This is a genomic window from Streptomyces sp. NPDC047886, assembly GCF_043204435.1.
Taxonomy (GTDB): domain Bacteria; phylum Actinomycetota; class Actinomycetes; order Streptomycetales; family Streptomycetaceae; genus Streptomyces.
Genome location: NZ_JBIDCF010000003.1, coordinates 726,980 through 741,874 on the forward strand (window position 1 = coordinate 726,980; position 14,895 = coordinate 741,874).

Consider the following 14,895-nt stretch of genomic DNA (forward strand, 5'->3'; position numbering starts at 1 on the left):
GGAGTGTTTCTTTTCCGGGATTTTCCCGGGCCGTTCCTGCCGTGTTCTCGGGTGCTTTTGTAGGGTCCTCCAGAGATCTACTCGCGTAGATTTTGGAGACAGGTACGCTGAGGGAACCGCCCACGCAACACACCACCGGGAGTGCCAGTGGCACGCGTCGTAGTCGACGTCATGCTCAAGCCGGAGATCCTCGACCCGCAGGGACAGGCGGTGCAGCGTGCACTGCCCCGTCTCGGCTTCGAGGGGATCGCGGACGTCCGTCAGGGAAAGCGCTTCGAGCTCGATGTGGAGGGGCCGGTCGATGACGCCGCCCTCGCCCGCATCCACGAGATGGCCGAAACCTTTCTCGCCAACACCGTCATCGAGGACTTCGTCGTCAAGGTGGAAGAGTCGTGACCGCTCGCATCGGCGTCGTCACCTTCCCCGGGACGCTCGACGACCAGGACGCGCTGCGCGCGGCCCGGCTCGCGGGCGCCGAGCCCGTCTCGCTCTGGCACCGTGACAAGGACCTGAAGCAGGTCGACGCGGTCGTCCTCGCGGGCGGCTTCTCCTACGGCGACTACCTGCGCGCCGGGGCCATCTCCCGGTTCTCGCCGGTGATGGAGACCATCATCGAGCAGGCCAGGGCCGGTATGCCGGTCCTCGGTATCTGCAACGGCTTCCAGATCCTCACCGAGGCGCACCTGCTGCCCGGCGCGATGCTGCGCAACAACCATCTGCACTTCATCTGCCGTGACCAGAGGCTGCGGGTGGAGAACGCGGACACCGCGTGGACCGCCGACTACGAGCAGGGCCAGGAGATCTCCGTCCCGCTCAAGAACATGGACGGCCGGTACACCGCCGACGAGCGCACGCTCGACGAGCTGGAGGCCGAGGGCCGGGTCGCGTTCCGGTACCTCGACATGAACCCCAACGGCTCGCTGCGCGACATCGCCGGCATCACCAACGCCGCCGGAAACATCGTCGGTCTCATGCCGCACCCCGAGCACGCCGTCGAGCCGCTCGTCGGCACGGGGCGTACGGACGGGCTCGGATTCTTCACCTCGATCCTCAAGAAGCTGGTCAACGCATGACTCTCGACACCGTCAAGCACGCGGCCGAGACGCCCGACGTCGAGCAGCCGTGGGCCGAACTCGGCCTCAAGAAGGACGAGTACGAGCGCATCCGCGAGATCCTCGGCCGCCGCCCGACCGGCGCCGAGCTCGCCATGTACTCCGTCATGTGGTCCGAGCACTGCTCGTACAAGAGCAGCAAGGTCCACCTGAAGCAGTTCAGCGAGAAGAAGCCGCAGTCCGACGCCATGCTCGTCGGCATCGGTGAGAACGCGGGCGTCGTGGACGTCGGCCAGGGGTATGCGGTGACCTTCAAGGTCGAGTCGCACAACCACCCCTCGTACATCGAGCCCTACCAGGGCGCGGCCACCGGCGTCGGCGGCATCGTCCGCGACATCCTCGCGATGGGCGCCCGCCCGGTGGCGGTGGTGGACCCACTGCGGTTCGGCGCGGCCGACCACCCCGACACCAAGCGCGTCCTGCCGGGCGTCGTCGCCGGTATCGGCGGCTACGGCAACTGCCTGGGCCTGCCCAACATCGGCGGCGAGGCCGTCTTCGACTCCTGCTACCAGGGCAACCCGCTGGTCAACGCCGGCTGCATCGGCGTGATGAAGCACGAGGACATCCATCTCGCCAAGGCGTCGGGCCCCGGCAACAAGGTCATCCTGTACGGCGCCCGCACCGGCGGCGACGGCATCGGCGGCGTCTCGGTCCTCGCGTCCGAGACCTTCGACGACACGAAGCCCACCAAGCGGCCCGCCGTCCAGGTCGGCGACCCGTTCCAGGAGAAGCTCCTCATCGAGTGCACCCTGGAGATCTTCGGCGAGAAGCTGGTCGCCGGTATCCAGGACCTCGGCGGCGCCGGTCTGTCCTGCGCGACCTCCGAGCTGGCCTCGGCCGGCACGGGCGGTATGCGCGTCGAGCTCGACACCGTCCCGCTGCGTGACGCGACGCTCTCGCCCGAGGAGATCCTCATGAGCGAGTCGCAGGAGCGCATGTGCGCGATCGTCGAGCCGCGGCACGTCGACCGGTTCATGGAGATCTGCGAGAAGTGGGACGTCATCGCCACCGTGATCGGTGAGGTGACGGACGGCGAGCGCCTTGAGATCTTCTGGCACGGCCAGCAGATCGTGGACGTGCCCCCGGGCACCGTCGCCCACGAGGGCCCGACCTACCACCGGCCGTACGAGCGCCCCGAGTGGCAGGACGCCCTCCAGGCCGACGACGCGAACGGACTGCCCCGCCCGCAGTCGTCGCAGGAGCTGAGGGACCAGGTCCTGAAGCTGGTCGCGCACCCGAACCAGGCGTCCAAGGCGTGGATCACCGACCAGTACGACCGGTTCGTGCAGGGCAACACGGTCCTGGCCCAGCCCGAGGACTCGGGCATGATCCGGATCGACGAGGAGACCAACCTCGGCGTGGCCATCGCCACGGACGGCAACGGCCGGTACGCGAAGCTCGACCCGTACGCGGGCGCGCAGCTCGCGCTGGCCGAGGCGTACCGGAACGTCGCCGCGTCCGGCGCCAAGCCGCTGGCCGTGTCGGACTGCCTGAACTTCGGCTCGCCCGAGGACCCCGCGGTCATGTGGCAGTTCGCCGAGGCCACGCGCGGTCTCGCGGACGCCTGCCTGGAGCTCGGCACGCCGGTCACGGGCGGCAACGTGTCGCTGTACAACCAGACCGGTGACGTCGCCATCCACCCGACGCCGGTCGTGGCCGTGCTCGGTGTCATCGACGACGTGACGCGGCGTACGCCGATCGCGTTCGCGCACGAGGGCCAGCTGCTCTACCTGCTCGGTGACACCCGCGAGGAGTTCGGCGGCTCGGCGTGGTCGCAGGTCGTCCACGACCACCTCGGCGGCCTGCCGCCCGAGGTCGACCTGGACCGGGAGCGGCTGCTCGGCGAGATCCTGATCGCCGGGTCCCGCGACGGCATGATCGACGCGGCGCACGACCTGTCCGACGGCGGCCTGGTCCAGGCGGTCGTGGAGTCCTGCCTGCGCGGTGGGAAGGGGGCGCGGCTGGTCGTCCCGGAGGGGCTCGACGCGTTCACGTTCCTCTTCAGCGAGTCGGCCGGCCGCGCGGTCGTGTCCGTCCCGCGCAGCGAGGAGCTGCGCTTCACCGACATGTGCGGCGCGCGGGGTCTCCCGGCGACGCGCATCGGTGTCGTGGACGGCGACGAGATCGACGTCCAGGGCGAGTTCGGCATCGCGCTGAGCGAGCTGCGGACGGCGTACGAGGCGACCATCCCGGCGCTGCTGTCCTGATCCCGGTACGTCGTACGAAGGGCCGGTCCGTCCGTACGGGCCGGCCCTTCGGCGTGCGTGGAAGCCGACCGTTCGGCATGTGTGCGGATCGGCCCTCGGCCTGTGTGCGGGCCGGCCCTTCGGCATGCGTGGAGGCCGGCCGTTCGGCATGTGTGCGGGCCGGCCCTCGGCCTGTGTGCGGGCCGGCCTTCGGCATGCCGGCGTGGCGCCGGGAGGGCCCGGCGCGCTGGTGGGAAACCGTTCCCACTGCTGCGATAACCTCGGCGAACTGGCATGCAGGACAAGGAATTCGGGGGGTTCCGTGTCGGATCAGAGTCGTTCGCCGTCCCATGCGCTGCGGCAGACGGGGGCGGTACCGCCGACGCCGTCGGACCCGCCGGTGATCGGTCCGTACGTGCCGCTCGGCGTGCTCGGCAGCGGGGGGATGGGCCGGGTGTATCTCGCGCGCCCGGCCGAGCGCGGCGGTGCCGGGCCACGGGACGGCGCCGGGCACGGGGCCGTGGCCGGAGACAGGGCCGGGGCCGGGCTGGTCGCGGTCAAGGTGATCCGGCCGGAGTACGCGGGGGACGCCGAGTTCCGGCGCCGGTTCGAGCGTGAGGCGGCCGTACAGGCCCAGGTCGACACCCCGCACGCGCCCCGGCTGCGCGGCACCGGCTTCCACGACGAACTGCTGTGGATGGCCACGGAGTACGTCCCCGGGCTCAGCCTCGGCGACGCCGTCCAGCAGCACGGAGTGCTCGGCCCCGACGCCGTGTGGCGGCTGGTGGGCGAGCTCGGCCGGGGGCTGCTCGCGCTCGCCGCCGCCGGGATCGTGCACCGCGACCTGAAGCCGTCCAACGTGCTGCTGTCCGCCCGTGGCGCGCACGTGATCGACTTCGGTATCTCCAAGGCCACGGGCGCCAGCATGCTCACCATGACCGGCCAGCGGGTCGGCACGCCCGCGTTCATGGCCCCCGAGTACCTGAAGAGCGGTCACTCGGACACGGCGTCCGACGTGTTCTCGCTGGGCGGCACCCTGGTCTACGCGGCGACCGGCGACGGCCCCTTCGGCCTGGGCACCGGTCTGGACGTCATGCACCGGGTGGCGTACGAGGATCCGAACCAGGAGGTCATAGGGCAGGTGTCGGCGGCCGATCCGGCGCTGGGCGCGCTGCTCGTCGCCTGCCTCGCCAAGGACCCGGCTGCCCGGCCGGCCCCGATGGCGCTCGTCGAGGCCGCCGATGCCCGACAGGCGGCCGGCGTGCCGGGACCGGGCGGGAGCGGACCCGTCGTGCCCGGAGCCGTCGGGCCGGGTGCCGTCGGGCCGGGTGCCGTCGGGCCGGGTGCCGTCGGGCCGGGTGCCGTCGGGCCGGGTGCCGTCGGGCCGGTGTGGCCGGAGCCGCTCGGGTCCCGGCTGGCGGGCCTCCAGGACGCGTACGAGATGCTGAGCCGACGCCCGGCGCACCCCGCGACGGAGCGCGTCGCCCCGCCGTCGCCGCCCGGTTTCGGCCCCCCGTCCCAGCAGTACGGCGCCCCAGCGCCCGGCTACGCCGCCGCCCCCGGGTACGGCGCCGCCCCGGGGACCTGGCCCACACCGCCACCCGCGCCCGCGCCCGCCACCACGTTCCCACCCACGCCCGCGCCCGGGCCCGCGCCCGTACCCGCGCCCATGCCCGCACCGACGCCCGCGTCCGTCGGCGCCGGGCGGCGGAGCAAGGGCCCGTACGTCGCCGTCGCCGCGGTCGTCGCCGTGTGCGTCGTGGCCGTCACCGCCTTCCTGTTCACCCGGCCCGACTCCAACTCCACCCGGGAGGCCGGCGCCGCCCGGCCCGCCACACCCTCCGCCGAGGCGTCCGGCGGCGCGGTCCCCGACGGGATCGGCGCATCGCCGCTCTCGCCCGGCGGCTCACCCGACGCGTCCGCCGGCGCGTCCCCCTCGCCGTCGGCGGAGCCGGACCGGGACGGCGCCGCCGACCCGGCCGTACCCTCGTCCCGCCCCGAGCCGGTCGCCTCGGCGCCCGGCGGCGCCGGAGCCGAGCCCGCCCCGGTGGTCACGGTGACCGCGACCCGGAGCGCCGCCCCCGCGCCGCGCCCCACACCCACCGCGTCGCCGACGCCGCCGTGGCTGTCCCAGTGCGCGTTCTACGACGGCACCCAGCTCACCCGGTACGGCGACAAGGGCGTCCGGGTCACGCAGGTCCAGTGCATGCTGACCCGACGCGGCTACAGCGTGGGCGGCGCGGGCGTCGACGGGCAGTTCGGCACCGACACCAAGAACGCCGTCGTGGCCTTCCAGAAGGCCAAGGGCCTGTCCGTCGACGGCGAGGTGGGCACGCAGACCTGGGCCGCCCTCCGCCGCACCACCTGACACCGCCGCCCTCCGCGCCGGTAGCCTCAGCCCATGCCACCGGCCAGGAAACGCTCCCGCAGTTACGACTCCGCCAAGATCCGGGCGGCCCTGCTCGCGCAGTTCGCGGAGGTCCGTACGGCAGTGCTCACGCTGACGCCCGAGCAGCTCGCGCTGCCCACGCGGCTCGGCGCGTGGACGGTACGGGAACTCGCGGCGCACATCGCCCTGGTGCTGAGGTCCGTCGTGGGCGGTGTGGCGGCCCCCGAGCCGGCCGCCCGGGACGTCGGGCTGCTCGACTGGCCGCTCGCCACCCGGCGGTTCGCCGGGCAGGTGGACGAGGACACCCGGGAGCTCGCCGGCGCGGCCGAAGGACCGGAGGGCCTCGCCGAGCTGTACGCGCGGATGGCCGAAGGGTTCGCCGACGCCCTAGCGGGCGCGTCCGACGAACGGCTGATCACGACGCGGTTCGGCGGCATGCGGCTCGGCGACTTCCTGGTGACCCGTACGGTCGAGCTGATCACGCACACCGACGACCTGAACGACGCGACCGGCCTCGGCGTCCCGTACGACCGCCAGGCGCTGGCCGCCTGCACCCGGCTCCTCGCGGACGCGCTCGCCGTGAAGGCGCCCGGCGGGTCGGTGGAGGTCCGGATTCCGCCGTTCGCGGTCGTGCAGTGCGTCGAGGGCCCCCGGCACACCCGGGGGACGCCGCCGAACGTCGTGGAGACGGACCCGCTGACCTGGGTGCGGCTCGCCACGGGGCGGACGACCTGGGCGGCGGAGCTGGACGCCGCGCGGGTCGGCGCGAGCGGCGACCGCGCGAACATCTCGGAGCTGCTGCCCGTACTCGGCTGAGCCCGCCGCCCGTACGGGCCCGGCCCGCTGCCGTTCCGGGCCGCGCCGAGGGAGGGGTGGGGAAGCCGGAACCGGAGCGTCATCCGTTCCGTCCCATCGGCATGCGGACCACGAAGAAGCAGCACCTCGCCACCGCCGCCGTCCTGGCCGCGCTGCTCGCCCTCACCGCCTGCGGTACGGAGGGCGGTGGCGCGGGTCCGGGCGACGGAGCCGGCACGGTACGGCCCGACCTGCCCGTGACCGGTGCCCACTGGATCGTCGGCAGCGTCACCGTCGACGGCAGGAAGACGGCGTCGCCGACCCCGAGCGCCCATGTCGAGTTCGGCGAGAAGGACGCCAAGGGCAACTTCGGCTGCAACCACTTCACCGCCGAAGCGGACATCGAGGGGGACACCGTCACCGTCGGTACGACCACGATGACGGAGATGGCCTGCGACGGGCCGGTCCAGAACTTCGAGGACGCCCTCCGCGAGACCTTCAGCGGCAGGCTCACGGGGGCCGTGAAGGACGGCGTGCTCACGCTCACCGCGGCCGACGGCGACACCATCACCCTGTCCGAGCAGCCCCCGGCGCCGCTGGTCGGCACCGTCTGGTCGATCGACTCCCTCCTGTCGGGCGAGACCGCGATGTCCCTGCCGGCCGGAACGGAGGGCAGGGCCTACCTCACGATCGGTGACGACGGCAGTGCGCGCGGCAACCTCGGCTGCAACACCTTCACGTCGACCGTGAAGACGAAGGGCGACACGATGACGCTGGGTCGTCTCGCGACCACACGGAAAATGTGCGAGGGCCCGGGGATGGAGCTGGAGCGCAGCCTGCTGAAGACGCTGAACGCAGGCACGGTCACATACGACCTGGATCACCGGCAGCTGACCGTCACCGCCCCCGACGGCAGCGGCTTCGCGGCCCACGCGGCCCTGAAGTAGCCCACCGCACGCCCCACGCGGCCCTGCAGCAGCCCACCGCGCGGCCCACGGGGCCCTGAAGCATCCCACCGCGCGGCCCGCGACCACCCGCGACCACCCGCCCCTACCACCCGCGACCACCCGCCCCTACCGCCCGCGAGCACCCTGCCCCTACCGCCCGGGACCGCCCCGCCTCCGCCGACCCGCCGTCGGTCCGCTGCGAGGTCCGTCACACCGCGCAGCGGCGGCGGCAGGGGCCCGGGGCGGCCCGGAGGGGGCCAAAAGGCCCCTGGTCAGCGGCGCGAGCCAGGATCGGGCCGGGCCGGGGCGCGGGCCGCGGTGGTATCCCCAATTCGGACCAGTGGTCGATCTCGCCTACACTCGGTGGCGTGCCACGTGGTGACGGTCGACTCAATCACGATCTGCTTCCCGGCGAGAAGGGCCCCCAGGACGCTTGTGGCGTCTTCGGTGTCTGGGCGCCGGGTGAAGAGGTCGCAAAGCTCACGTACTTCGGGCTCTACGCCCTCCAGCATCGGGGCCAGGAATCCGCGGGTATCGCGGTCAGCAACGGCTCCCAGATCCTCGTCTTCAAGGACATGGGCCTGGTGTCCCAGGTCTTCGACGAGACCTCTCTCGGTTCCCTCCAGGGTCATATCGCGGTCGGTCACGCCCGCTACTCGACCACCGGTGCCTCCGTGTGGGAGAACGCGCAGCCGACCTTCCGGGCGACCGCCCACGGGTCCATCGCGCTCGGCCACAACGGCAACCTGGTCAACACGGCGGAGCTCGCCGAGATGGTCGCCGACCTCCCCAAGGAGAACGGCCGTGCCACCCAGGTGGCCGCGACCAACGACACCGACCTCGTCACCGCGCTCCTCGCGGGCCAGACCGACGACGACGGCAAGCCGCTGACCGTCGAGCAGGCGGCCGCCAAGGTCCTGCCCGACGTCAAGGGCGCCTTCTCCCTCGTCTTCATGGACGAGCACACCCTCTACGCAGGCCGTGACCCGCAGGGCATCCGCCCGCTGGTCCTCGGCCGCCTGGAGCGGGGCTGGGTCGTCGCGTCCGAGACCGCCGCCCTCGACATCTGCGGCGCCAGCTTCGTCCGCGAGATCGAGCCGGGCGAGCTCATCGCCATCGACGAGAACGGCCTGCGCACCTCCCGATTCGCGGAAGCGAAGCCCAAGGGCTGTGTGTTCGAGTACGTCTACCTGGCGCGTCCCGACACCGACATCGCCGGGCGGAACGTGTACCTGTCCCGGGTCGAGATGGGCCGCAGGCTCGCCAAGGAAGCGCCGGTCGACGCCGACCTCGTCATAGCGACGCCCGAATCGGGCACGCCCGCCGCGATCGGGTACGCGGAGGCCAGCGGCATCCCCTTCGGCGCGGGCCTCGTCAAGAACGCCTACGTCGGCCGGACCTTCATCCAGCCGTCGCAGACCATCCGCCAGCTGGGCATCCGCCTCAAGCTGAACCCCCTCAAGGAAGTCATCAAGGGCAAGCGCCTGGTGGTCGTGGACGACTCGATCGTCCGCGGCAACACCCAGCGCGCCCTGGTCCGGATGCTCCGTGAGGCCGGCGCCGCCGAGGTGCACATCCGGATCTCGTCCCCGCCGGTGAAGTGGCCCTGCTTCTTCGGCATCGACTTCGCCACCCGCGCCGAGCTGATCGCCAACGGCATGACGGTCGACGAGATCGGCAAGTCGCTGGGTGCGGACTCCCTCTCCTACATCTCCCTCGACGGCATGATCGAGGCCACGGCCATCGACAAGCCGAAGCTGTGCCGCGCCTGCTTCGACGGCGAGTACCCGATGGAGCTCCCCGACCCCGAGTTGCTCGGCAAGCAGCTCCTGGAGACGGAGCTGGCCGCCGGCCCGGCCGCCACCGCGGCCGCCGACGCGCTCCGCCGCCCGTAAGACCCCGCAGCACACCCAGCTGTACGACACGAAAGCTCTGAACCCATGTCTCAGACCACTGGTGCCAGCTACGCGAGCGCGGGCGTCGACATCGAGGCGGGCGACCGCGCCGTCGAACTGATGAAGGAGTGGGTGAAGAAGACGCGGCGTGCGGAGGTCGAGGGCCTCGGCGGCCTCGGCGGCTTCGCCGGTCTCTTCGACGCCTCCGCCTTCAAGCGCTACGAGCGTCCCCTGCTGGCCTCCGCCACCGACGGTGTCGGGACGAAGGTCGACATCGCCCGCCGGCTCGGCGTGTACGACACCATCGGCCACGACCTGGTCGCGATGGTGATGGACGACATCGTCGTCTGCGGCGCCGAGCCGCTGTTCATGACCGACTACATCTGCGTCGGCAAGGTGCACCCCGAGCGGGTCGCCGCCATCGTCAAGGGCATCGCCGAGGGCTGTGTCCTGGCCGGTTGCGCGCTGGTCGGCGGCGAGACCGCCGAGCACCCCGGGCTGCTGGGCCCGGACGACTTCGACGTCGCCGGTGCCGGCACGGGCGTGGTCGAGGCGGACCGGCTGCTCGGCGCGGATCGTATCCGGACGGGTGACGCGGTCATCGCCATGGCGGCGTCCGGCCTTCACTCCAACGGGTACTCGCTGGTGCGGCACGTGCTCTTCGACCGGGCGGGCATGAGCCTCGACCAGCGGGTCGAGGAGCTGGGCCGGACGCTCGGCGAGGAGCTGCTGGAGCCCACCAAGATCTACTCGCTGGACTGCCTCGCGCTCACCCGCACCACCGAGGTGCACGCGTTCAGCCACATCACCGGAGGCGGTCTCGCCGCGAACCTGGCGCGGGTGATCCCGGACGGGATGCACGCCAGGGTCGACCGGTCCACCTGGGCGCCGGGCGCGATCTTCGACCTGGTCGGCACGGCCGGTCAGGTGGAGCGGCTGGAGCTGGAGAAGACGCTGAACATGGGTGTCGGCATGATGGCCGTCGTTCCCGCCGAGTCCGTCGACGTGGCGCTGACCACGCTGGCGGACCGGGGCGTCGACGCCTGGGTCGCGGGTGAGATCACCGAGCGCGGTGACCACGCGACGGGTGCCGAGCTGATCGGCGACTACGCGAGCTGACGCCGGACCCCGGGCTGGACAGCGCAGAACCCGGTCCGGGGCTGGACCCCGGACCGGGCTCGGAAAACGCGGGCGTCAAGCGCCGCGACGCTGTGGCGACGGACCGGACTCCTCGTCCTCGTCGTCGTCATCGTTGTACAACTCCGCGTAGCGGGCGTACGGGTCGTCTTCCTCGTCGTCGTCCTCGAAAGGCTCGCCGTTCGGCGGCTGGTTCGAGAGCGGACTCGAAGTCGATGCGCCCAGCTCGCTGGCCAGGCGCGACAGGTCAGTCCCGCCGCTGTTGTACTTCAGCTGGCGGGCGACCTTTGTCTGCTTGGCCTTGGCCCGGCCGCGCCCCATGGCTCGACCCCCTCGGTGACGGGGCTCGACGGCCCCAGAGTCTTGACACGCGTTCATGATTCGGGACGGACTCTCCGTGGAGAGACCGGCCCGTAGGGCTTTAACGGTACCTGCTTCCGCGGCCATACGGTACGCCGCCCGCATGACGCGCCTCGGAGCCGAACCTTCAAGGCGCCCTGTCCTCGCTGGTCAGCTGCGATTTTAACCTCTTCCGGAGGGCGACCCGCCGACTGGCGTGAGTCTTGTCTCGCTCTCGGCGAACGCATGTGTGTACGAACACACAAGGGAGCGAAGCGGACCCACGCCTTCCGACGGATCGTTTCCGTATCGACTCTCCTACCGTACGTGACGATAAGTGATCGTAAGTGACATCGGCGGGTGTCAGGGACGGCGAGCTTCGGCCATCCGCTGCTCGGCGATGCGGTCGGCCGCCGCGGCGGGCGGAATCCCGTCACTCTTCGCACGTGCGAATATCGCCAGCGTGGTGTCGAAGATCTTCGTCGCCTTCGTCTTGCACCGGTCGAAGTCGAAGCCGTGCAGCTCGTCGGCGACCTGGATCACCCCGCCCGCGTTGACGACGTAGTCGGGCGCGTAGAGGATCCCCCGGTCCGAGAGGTCCTTCTCCACACCCGGGTGCGCGAGCTGGTTGTTGGCCGCGCCGCACACCACCTTCGCCGTCAGGACGGGCACGGTGTCGTCGTTGAGGGCGCCGCCCAGCGCGCACGGCGCATAGACGTCCAGGCCCTCGGTACGGATCAGCGCGTCGGTGTCCGCGACCACCGTGACCTGCGGGAACCTGTCCGTGATGCGGCGGATCGACTCCTCGCGGACATCCGTGATGACGACCTCGGCGCCGTCCTGCAGCAGATGCTCGACCAGGTAGTGGCCCACCTTGCCGACACCGGCGACACCGACCTTGCGGCCGCGCAGCGTCGGGTCGCCCCACTGGTGCTGGGCGGAGGCGCGCATGCCCTGGAAGACACCGAAGGCGGTGAGCACGGAGGAGTCGCCGGCGCCGCCGTTCTCGGGGGAGCGGCCGGTGGTCCAGCGGTTCGTCCGCGCGACGACGTCCATGTCCGCGACGTACGTGCCGACGTCGCAGGCCGTGACGTAGCGGCCCCCGAGGGAGGCCACGAACCGGCCGTAGGCCAGCAGCAGTTCCTCCGTCTTGATCAGCTCCGGATCCCCGATGATCACGGCCTTGCCGCCGCCGTGCTCCAGACCGGCCAGGGCGTTCTTGTACGACATCCCCCGGGAGAGGTTCAGCGCGTCCATGACGGCTTCTTCCTCGGAGGCGTACGGGTAGAAACGGGTGCCGCCGAGGGCGGGGCCCAGGGCGGTCGAGTGGATGGCGATGACGGCCTTGAGGCCGGAGGCGCGGTCCTGGCACAGCACGACTTGCTCGTGGCCTCCCTGCTCCGAGCGGAACAGGGTGTGCAGGACGCCGTCGGTCACATCGGTCACGGTGGTGACTCCCAAGTACGAAGCGGCGATTGAGGACCCCCCTGCGGGTGGGGAGGGACCTTGTTCGGCAAGAGAGTAAGTCCTACCTGGGCGTAGATCCGACGCAGTGCTCAGGATCACCCCCTGGCGGAGTACGGGCGTGGAAGGATTCCGGCATGCCTGCGGTCTCCTCCGTCCTCGTGCCGTACGCCTCCTACCTGCGGGTGTACGAGCCGCTGGCGGCCTTTCCCGAGCCCGAGCGCGGCCACTGGACCCGCTACGCGCGGCTCGCGGCGCAGCGCGGGGCGCCGACGGCGCAGGACGAGCTGCGCCGCGCGCTCGCCGATCTGGTGCCCACGCCCCCGGTGCCCGTGCCGGTGCACGAGAGTGGCGACGCGTTCGTGACGGAGGTGGACGGGGTGGTCTGCGTCTGCCCGTGGCGCACCCGGCTGCGGGGCTGGCTGGCCCTGGAGGAACTGCCCGAGCTGCTGCCGCCGAACGTGCTGGACCTGGTGCTGCCGCCGGTGGTGCGGGAGCAGGCGGCGGCGGACCACGAGCGGTGGCGTGAGGCGAACCCGGACGCGCGGCCGTGGATCAGGACCGCGGTGTGGCAGGTGCCGGTCCGGTGGTTCGTGCTCTTCGCCGACGACGAGCGCGAGTACGAGGAGCCGGTGCCGGCGCCGGCGCCAGAGTCCGAGTCGGAGCCCGGGTCGCGGGCCGGGTCGGGGCCTGGCGGCCGGCCGGCGGTCCTGCGCTACCGGACGCCGATGGTGCAGGCCAGGCGCCGGGTGGCGCGGGCGCTGAAGGTGCTGCGCGAGTCGGTGGACCAGGGGCCGCTGGTCGAGGGCCTGGTGGATGTGGGGCGGTGGCTGGAGGAGTTCCATCCGCGGTCGCTGGTCGAGCTGGACTACGGCGGCCTCGTGCACGCCCTGCCCGCCAAGGACCTTGCCGATGACCGGTCGGCCGCGGACGTGGCGGAGGGCATCGCGGCGCTGAGGGCCGGTGACGGCGAGGGCGCGGCGGCGGCGTACGAGCGGTTGGTGGAGCGGTGGCGTGCGGTGCGGAATCTGCAGTTCGCCAACTGAGGTGCGCGTGGGGTCGCTGGGGCCACAGGTCGTAGGTCCCGATACGGGCCTTTGGGCCCAAGCGTGATGGATCGCACTAACGGGGCTCTTGCGCCCATCGCCCAACCTCATGCCAAAATAGGACAAGGAGTCCGGGGAGGGCTCCATCCGTCCAACTATGGGTGGAAGGCTCAGCATTGCACGCTATGGGGGGTCTGGTGGCTCCTGATCGCTCTGTGACTGATCGTTACTGTGACGTGACTGTCCGCTATGGCATGGTCCATCGGCTTCCGCCGCTGATGAACACCTGAGAGGGCAATTCCATCGGTTTGGCCGAAGGTGGCTGGACAGATGGTGTAGTTGTAGTGCCGAGGACAAGCCGTTCGTCCTATAACCGACTCGGCTCGCGTCCGCCATTTCGGGCAACGCGGGTCAAGGTGCAGAATTTAGAGGAAAGAACCGAGAAGGTTCGGTTCTCCCGAGGAGGCCGCTCATGACCGCTCGCACCCCTGATGCCGAGCCGCTGCTGACCCCCGCTGAGGTTGCCACGATGTTCCGCGTGGACCCGAAGACGGTGACCCGTTGGGCCAAAGCAGGCAAGCTCACGTCCATTCGCACGCTGGGTGGACACCGCCGCTACCGCGAGGCAGAGGTCCGTGCTCTGCTGGCGGGTATTCCCCAGCAGCGCAGCGAGGCCTGAACAACCCTGATGAACCGGGCTTTTCCGGGTCCCCCAACCTGGTTCGCCCACCCTTGGCTCCACCGATGACGCCCGCCCCAACGGGCTTCATTCTCGGTCGCGCCGGACTCCGCCGGGTCCGGTGCGATCTTTTTTTGTGCCCTGGGACCGGTCCGGTCGCCGCCGACCGGACCTGCCCCGGCGGGCGATAGCGGGCGATAGGTGCCTTCGCGGGGGGTGTGGAGCGGTTGTTCGGGAGCGGATGACGGGGCGGTGCAATTGCACGTATTAAATTGGTCGGTTGTAGGGAGGGTGTAAGTTGAGGGGTTTTTCAAACAGGTTCCGTGACTCCCGTCACACCGTCCGCCTCTTGCCAAGGTCAGTGTGGCCCCTTCCGTGACGGGACCAACGTGCCATTGGTCAGGGGTTGGTGGGCCGATGGTCCCGGGTGTCGGCGACCCGCTCGGTGGCCTCCGGGACGTCGAGGTCGTCCGACTCGTCGAGCGGTGAGGGCAGCTCCATGGCGAGCCGCAGGAGCCGGTGGCAGACAGCGCAGTGGTGAGTGACGTGCCGGTAGCCGGACGCGGCCGCCAGATGGGCGCGCAGCAGAGCGTGGGTCTCGTGCCGGACGGTGGATGCCGCCATGCGCGTCACCTCCAGTGAAGGGCCCCCGATGCCCTGCTCATTGGGTACCGGCGGCAGATGACCCAGTCAAGACACCCGGCTCCGCCACCACCCGACGGTGTACCGCGCGACCCGCCGGCCCCGGCGCGGTCGCCCCTGCCCGTGGCGGTGCCTGTGGCGGTGCGTGTCCCGTGGGCGCGGCCTGTGCGGCTTCGCCGCGTGCGCGGCCTCCGGTGGGGTGCCTGCGGCGACGCAAACGACGAAGCGGCCCGCGCCGTTTTCCGGTGCGGGCCGCTTCGTATC

The 14,895-nt window shown here is 71.3% G+C and carries 13 protein-coding genes; 10 read left to right on the forward strand and 3 right to left on the reverse strand.

The genetic code is table 11. The features are described 5' to 3' along the window. Positions 1 to 147 precede the first annotated feature (147 nt). From purS to purM, 8 genes are all read left to right on the forward strand, one after another. Entirely contained in the window at positions 148 to 396 is a 249-nt protein-coding gene (purS, locus tag ACGF5U_RS14870; protein ID WP_392718287.1) for a phosphoribosylformylglycinamidine synthase subunit PurS, read from the forward strand. Beyond that, positions 393 to 1,073 carry a phosphoribosylformylglycinamidine synthase subunit PurQ gene (purQ, locus tag ACGF5U_RS14875; RefSeq protein ID WP_392718289.1) on the forward strand — a complete coding sequence of 227 codons (681 nt, stop codon included), beginning with the start codon at positions 393 to 395 and terminating at the stop codon, positions 1,071 to 1,073. Before purS ends, purQ begins: the two co-directional genes overlap by 4 nt. Next, positions 1,070 to 3,319: a phosphoribosylformylglycinamidine synthase subunit PurL gene (gene purL, locus ACGF5U_RS14880; protein ID WP_392718291.1), complete on the forward strand. Its 2,250-nt coding sequence runs from the start codon at positions 1,070 to 1,072 to the stop codon at positions 3,317 to 3,319. The genes purQ and purL overlap by 4 nt, the downstream gene beginning before the upstream one ends. 301 nt (positions 3,320 to 3,620) lie before the next feature. Continuing rightward, the gene (locus tag ACGF5U_RS14885) at positions 3,621 to 5,666 is read left to right on the forward strand and encodes a protein kinase (RefSeq protein ID WP_392718293.1); all 2,046 of its coding nucleotides are present in this window, start codon (positions 3,621 to 3,623) and stop codon (positions 5,664 to 5,666) included. A 33-nt stretch (positions 5,667 to 5,699) separates the two neighbouring features. Further along, complete coding sequence (locus ACGF5U_RS14890) at positions 5,700 to 6,503, forward strand: sterol carrier family protein (RefSeq protein WP_392718295.1); 804 nt, start codon at positions 5,700 to 5,702, stop codon at positions 6,501 to 6,503. Positions 6,504 to 6,604: 101 nt separating this feature from the next. Continuing rightward, the gene (locus ACGF5U_RS14895) at positions 6,605 to 7,429 is read left to right on the forward strand and encodes an META domain-containing protein (RefSeq protein ID WP_392718297.1); all 825 of its coding nucleotides are present in this window, start codon (positions 6,605 to 6,607) and stop codon (positions 7,427 to 7,429) included. Positions 7,430 to 7,797: 368 nt separating this feature from the next. Beyond that, positions 7,798 to 9,324 carry an amidophosphoribosyltransferase gene (gene purF, locus ACGF5U_RS14900; protein WP_392718299.1) on the forward strand — a complete coding sequence of 509 codons (1,527 nt, stop codon included), beginning with the start codon at positions 7,798 to 7,800 and terminating at the stop codon, positions 9,322 to 9,324. Positions 9,325 to 9,369: 45 nt separating this feature from the next. Beyond that, a complete protein-coding gene (gene purM / locus ACGF5U_RS14905; protein ID WP_392718301.1) occupies positions 9,370 to 10,443 on the forward strand; it encodes a phosphoribosylformylglycinamidine cyclo-ligase in 1,074 nt (357 codons plus the stop codon). A 75-nt stretch (positions 10,444 to 10,518) separates the two neighbouring features. On the opposite strand, the gene ACGF5U_RS14910 is transcribed toward purM, so the two are convergent. Both ACGF5U_RS14910 and ACGF5U_RS14915 read right to left on the reverse strand, forming a co-directional pair. Beyond that, entirely contained in the window at positions 10,519 to 10,782 is a 264-nt protein-coding gene (locus ACGF5U_RS14910; RefSeq protein ID WP_392718303.1) for a DUF3073 domain-containing protein, read from the reverse strand. Between the two features lie 381 nt (positions 10,783 to 11,163). Continuing rightward, positions 11,164 to 12,246 carry a Leu/Phe/Val dehydrogenase gene (locus ACGF5U_RS14915; protein WP_392718306.1) on the reverse strand — a complete coding sequence of 361 codons (1,083 nt, stop codon included), beginning with the start codon at positions 12,244 to 12,246 and terminating at the stop codon, positions 11,164 to 11,166. Between the two features lie 155 nt (positions 12,247 to 12,401). Between ACGF5U_RS14915 and ACGF5U_RS14920 the strand changes: the two genes are divergently transcribed. Together ACGF5U_RS14920 and bldC are read left to right on the forward strand one after the other, a co-directional pair. Then, positions 12,402 to 13,310, forward strand: a complete 909-nt coding sequence (locus ACGF5U_RS14920; RefSeq protein ID WP_392718308.1) for a hypothetical protein — start codon at positions 12,402 to 12,404, stop codon at positions 13,308 to 13,310. A 472-nt stretch (positions 13,311 to 13,782) separates the two neighbouring features. Next, complete coding sequence (gene bldC, locus ACGF5U_RS14925) at positions 13,783 to 13,989, forward strand: developmental transcriptional regulator BldC (RefSeq protein ID WP_003949541.1); 207 nt, start codon at positions 13,783 to 13,785, stop codon at positions 13,987 to 13,989. A 399-nt stretch (positions 13,990 to 14,388) separates the two neighbouring features. Here bldC and ACGF5U_RS14930 read toward each other — a convergent pair whose 3' ends face one another. Then, the gene (locus ACGF5U_RS14930) at positions 14,389 to 14,613 is read right to left on the reverse strand and encodes a DUF6274 family protein (protein ID WP_392718310.1); all 225 of its coding nucleotides are present in this window, start codon (positions 14,611 to 14,613) and stop codon (positions 14,389 to 14,391) included. Positions 14,614 to 14,895 lie beyond the last annotated feature (282 nt).